Raw genomic sequence first — 4,587 nt, 5'->3', positions numbered from 1 at the left:
ATTTCGCTTTTTTACTATTTGCTTATTCCGGAGAGTGACAGAAGAGGGATAGGACAGTTCGTAAACATATTGGAAGCATCTGAACAACTAATTGTTTGACCACATAAACTTAATACATGAGCTTCCTCATGCCCTAATTCTGGTACAAAGTGAATAATTTTTTCAGAATTAGACATAGTTAGTATTTCCTTAATTCAACGTACCTTTCTAGAAGATGTTCATCCTCTACTGTTCTGCCTCCTCACCGATAGCACGGTAGTAAGCAGCGATCGCAGCTTGTTGTTCGCCACGAAGTGTATACCGCCTAAAAGCTCTGTCACTGTGATGTCCTGTTAGCTTACGAGCATGAGTCGGGTCAAGACCTAGTAATATTAAATCCGTAGCATAAGTATGCCGAAAGGAGTGAGGATGTAAGTCTTCAATATGAGCAAGTTCACCAATTTTTTCCACAGCAAAGTAAATGCCGTAATAACTCAAACGTTCACCTTTGTATGAAGCATGGTGTGAAATCATCAGTGGGGAGTTGCTGTTTAACACCTCTCCTTGCTGTTGGCGCAATTGCAAATACTCTTGCACTACTTCCCGACTCTCTTTTTGCAGTGGAACTAAGCGTGGTTCATTCGTTTTGGTGTCTGGTAAAAACAGTAGCTTGCCATCAAATGACCCAACATTTAGCTGCACAACTTCGCCAGCGCGGAGTCCATGACTGAGAATGTGAACCAGTGCTGTATCGCGTTGCTTTGTTTCTCCCAACAATTCCAACGCTGACCAAACCCGTTCCATCTGTTCTGGGGTTAAACTCTGGGCTGGTGGCAGTGGTACTTTTTCCAGTTTAATCCCCAGTGTCGGATTAGTAGCAATAATTTCAGGATACGTGTAACACATCCATTTGAAAAAGCTTTTAAGTGCTGCGACTCCTGCATTGATGCTGCTTTTTGAAAGCGGTTTACCTGCATCAGTCCGCAGTTCATCCCGCAGATACTCTTTATATAGTGCAAGGTGACGTGGGCGTAGCTCATGATAGTGCAGCTCACTCCACGCCAAAAACCGCTTCAGTTCACGTTCATAAAGCTTACGACTATTCGATGCTAGGTTATTGCTGCGTAAAAACTCCAGTACCTTTACCCACCGGATATCAGTTGGTGGGATTGTTTTTGGACTCCTTATTCCTTGAATATTCAATGGAATTTCACCATCAAGAGGAATAAGTTTAATTGCAGGTAAAGAATCTGTATTGTAGTTCAATGGCTTAACTAACTGCATAATCTGTAAACTGACGCTTAAAAGGAGAGTGAAATCCGATCACAATATCTTGCTTAGGAATTCCTAAATTTGCCAGTTCTTCAGCAACTTCGTATTCTGTACCATTATGTTGCAGCCAGACTTTACCATCTTTAATATCAATATGTAAAAAACAACCGTAAATTCGGCGTTGATTTTTCCACCCCACATTCATCAATTGATAATGATCGCGTTCGGTATCAAATACTATTTGCGTTTCTACATCAGAATCAGGGCTACCAATTTCTGCATATTCATGTAGCAGTTTTTGCACGATTTCACTGTACTGTGTTAGTTTATCCATTCCACAATCTCCTCTGTCTCTGGGTTATAAACTATTAATTTCAGCTGATGAATGCGGATAATATTTTGTACGAGTCTAATTGTGAAAAAAGAACTGTAAGCATCAATTGGTACTGCTAAATATAGTGTGCGTTCTGGTTCTTGCTCAGAAAGTGCCAGTCGGTAGTTAATAAATTGCCCCAATGCTGTATGAAATTCGTAGATTGCTGAAGTTCTGACAAAACTTTTAATCTCTACTGCAATTTTCTCCTCCCCTCTTTGGGCTGCCAAGAGTTTTTCGGCACCCAAATCAATATACATATCTCCCAATTCAAAACTAACTGGCAATGGATCATGGGTAATTTTCCATCCATTGACAATTAATCCATGCTTGACTGCATCGTGAAAAACATCTCTTGCTGGCATACTCCATATATTCTCGAACAGAACCTCCATATCTTGTATCTCGTAAGGTAAACAAAGTCAAACTAGCGATCGCTTGCGGCAGAATGTAGCCCATTGCTTTGCGTCATTTGTAACTTTAAGCACAATATGTCCAATAGACAAGGCATAAGTTGTCCGCATCGAAGGCGAAACACTGATACTATCGTAGGAAAATTTCTGATGCCATAAGACGAATACAGCCAAAAATTGTCTCAAAGTCAAAAATCAAAGCATAAATTGTCACCAAGTTGAAAAATCAGCCCAAAGTTGTCCACTAGTTGTACTTACATAAGCAATCTTAAAGTTTTAAATCAATATATATTAGCAAATCACCACCTGTGTTTAGATAAATTTAGAATCAAAATTAAGCAACTGACTCATTTGAAAGTTGAGGTCGAATTCATGATGAACTCTCAAGAATTTGGCAACTGGTGTAAAAGCCTCAACTTAAGTCAATCGGCAAGTGAGGTAATCAGACAAATCCGTGCAGAAAAACCATCACGGCGAGTCCAAGGTGGCAGAGGAAATGTATCTGGTTTCTACCCTAGCAGAAAAATGGGGGTAACAATAAGTTTTGAGTCTCATCGGCACGAATTAGCTAGGATATACGAACTTGAACATAACCCAGATGTTCTGGAATATTACGACCAACCACCAGCTATTGAACTTTGTTATCAATCTTTAAGTGGTAGAAATAACCGCCATTTATACACACCTGATTTCTTTATTATCAGTAATAACTCAGCGTTTTGGGAAGAATGTAAATCAGAACAAGAATTAGTAAAACTTTCTGCTGCAAGCCCAAACCGCTATCAACAAGACGAAAATGGTATTTGGCGATGTCCACCAGGAGAAAATTATGCACAAAAATTTGGTCTTGAGTTTCGGGTGTGGTCGAGCGCTTTAATTTGCTGGATATTTCAGCAGAACTTTATCTGGTTGGAAGATTACTTGAATCTAGAACCAGTTGCAATAGATAATCAAGTAACCAGAAAAGTATTAGCGATAGTAGAAACAAATCCAGGCATACTGTTAGCGGATTTGATTAAAATTGTATACCAAAAAGCCAGCTTAGATGATATTTATACTTTGATTGCAACTGAGCAAATCTATGTCAACTTAAATAAAACTAGATTATCCGAACCTGAACAAGTAAAAGTTTTTGCCAACCAAGAAATAGCACTCGCTTACGAACGAATAACATCTGTCAAGCCAAGTAGTATACCTAGTAACCTTCAATCCGTTGAAATTGCAGTCGGTAAATCTCTGTCTTGGGATGGTGAATCCTGGGATGTTGTAAATACAGGAATAACAACAACAGGACTACTGAGGACAGATGGTAAGTTTGTAGAACTGCCAAATGCTACAGTTTTTCAACTTATCCAAGACGGTCAAATAACTGTTGCACCTATTCAAAGTACAGCAAAACAACAGCAGCTAGAGGAATTACTGCGTCACGCGAAACCGCAAGATATTGTAGAAGCTAATCACCGCTACACTCAATTATCGCCTTATCTTTCTAGCCATCCTCCAGTAGGAATTACCCGCACAATTCGGCGCTGGCGTAAAGCTTATCAACAAGCAACTGAAATTTATGGCAATGGTTTTGTGGGATTATTGCCCAAAAACACTAACAAAGGTAATTACAAGCCAAGACTAGACACGCGGGTACAGGAATTCATGACTACATTTATTAGTGAGAACTACGAAACCCTTAAACAACGAGGGCGACTCAGGGTCTATGAATCTTTCCGAATTGCCTGTGAATCCCAATCTCCAAAAATTAACCCACCTAGTTTTAATCGATTCTGCTTAGAAATTCAACGTCGTTCGGGTTATGAGCAAACATTAAAACGTCAAGGAAGACGAGCAGCAATACAAAAATCAGACTTTTATTGGCAGTTAGAGTTAACAACTCCAATTCATGGGGAACGTCCCTTTGAAATAGTTCACATTGACCATACTCAACTTGACATTGAATTAGTAAGTTCACCTCAGATATTAAGCAATTATCATTTAGATATTGGCGATACTAAGTATAAAAATTTAGGTCGTCCGTGGGCTACCTTTATGGTAGATGCCTATAGTCGTCGATTATTAGCAATATACCTCACCTTTGATGAACCAAGCTACCGTTCAATCCTAATGGTCATCCGCATTTGCGTAATGAGGTTCAAGAGATTTCCACAAACAATAGTTGTAGATAATGGTGCCGAGTTCCACAGCCATTATTTCGATCAACTTTTAGCAACTTATGCTTGTACCAAAAAATATCGCCCACCTGCTTATCCTCGATTCGGCTCAGTCGTGGAGAGACTATTCGGAACTGCCAACACCCAACTGATTTATGAATTGCTTGGCAATACCCAACTTACAAGAAAATATCGATGTGTGACTAAATCTGTTAGTCCCTCAAAACAAGCGGTGTGGACGCTAATTGACTTATATTCGGCTTTTTTATACTGGGGTTATGAAGTATATGAGCAACGCGAACATCCAACACTAGGACAAACACCTCGTGATGCCTTTAGGTGATTTCTAGGAAAGAATTTACCAATGGAGGTAAAATGTACCCTTGAT

5 protein-coding genes are annotated in these 4,587 nt (G+C 39.5%); 1 reads left to right on the top strand and 4 read right to left on the bottom strand.

Annotated elements, in window-relative coordinates; translation table 11 throughout:
- Positions 1-225 precede the first annotated feature (225 nt).
- From RM368_RS38005 to RM368_RS37990, 4 genes are read right to left on the bottom strand one after another with little or no spacing between them, the layout of a single operon-like run.
- The gene (locus RM368_RS38005; RefSeq protein WP_322698851.1) at positions 226-1,263 is read right to left on the bottom strand and encodes a site-specific integrase; all 1,038 of its coding nucleotides are present in this window, start codon (positions 1,261-1,263) and stop codon (positions 226-228) included.
- Positions 1,250-1,585, bottom strand: a complete 336-nt coding sequence (locus tag RM368_RS38000) for a XisI protein (protein WP_322698850.1) — start codon at positions 1,583-1,585, stop codon at positions 1,250-1,252. Before RM368_RS38000 ends, RM368_RS38005 begins: the two co-directional genes overlap by 14 nt.
- Positions 1,573-1,989 carry an element excision factor XisH family protein gene (locus tag RM368_RS37995; RefSeq protein WP_322698852.1) on the bottom strand — a complete coding sequence of 139 codons (417 nt, stop codon included), beginning with the start codon at positions 1,987-1,989 and terminating at the stop codon, positions 1,573-1,575. Before RM368_RS37995 ends, RM368_RS38000 begins: the two co-directional genes overlap by 13 nt.
- Before the next feature lie 57 nt (positions 1,990-2,046).
- On the bottom strand, positions 2,047-2,211 hold the full coding sequence (locus RM368_RS37990; RefSeq protein ID WP_322698849.1) for a hypothetical protein: 165 nt from the start codon (positions 2,209-2,211) through the stop codon (positions 2,047-2,049).
- A 198-nt stretch (positions 2,212-2,409) separates the two neighbouring features.
- Between RM368_RS37990 and RM368_RS37985 the strand changes: the two genes are divergently transcribed.
- Complete coding sequence (locus tag RM368_RS37985) at positions 2,410-4,542, top strand: DDE-type integrase/transposase/recombinase (RefSeq protein WP_322698848.1); 2,133 nt, start codon at positions 2,410-2,412, stop codon at positions 4,540-4,542.
- Positions 4,543-4,587: the final 45 nt, after the last annotated feature.

It is taken from the genome of Nostoc sp. DedSLP03, from assembly GCF_034530815.1.
Classification (GTDB): domain Bacteria; phylum Cyanobacteriota; class Cyanobacteriia; order Cyanobacteriales; family Nostocaceae; genus Nostoc.
The sequence above is the reverse complement of the archived record's forward strand: the minus strand, read 5'-3'. Positions and strand labels throughout refer to the sequence as shown.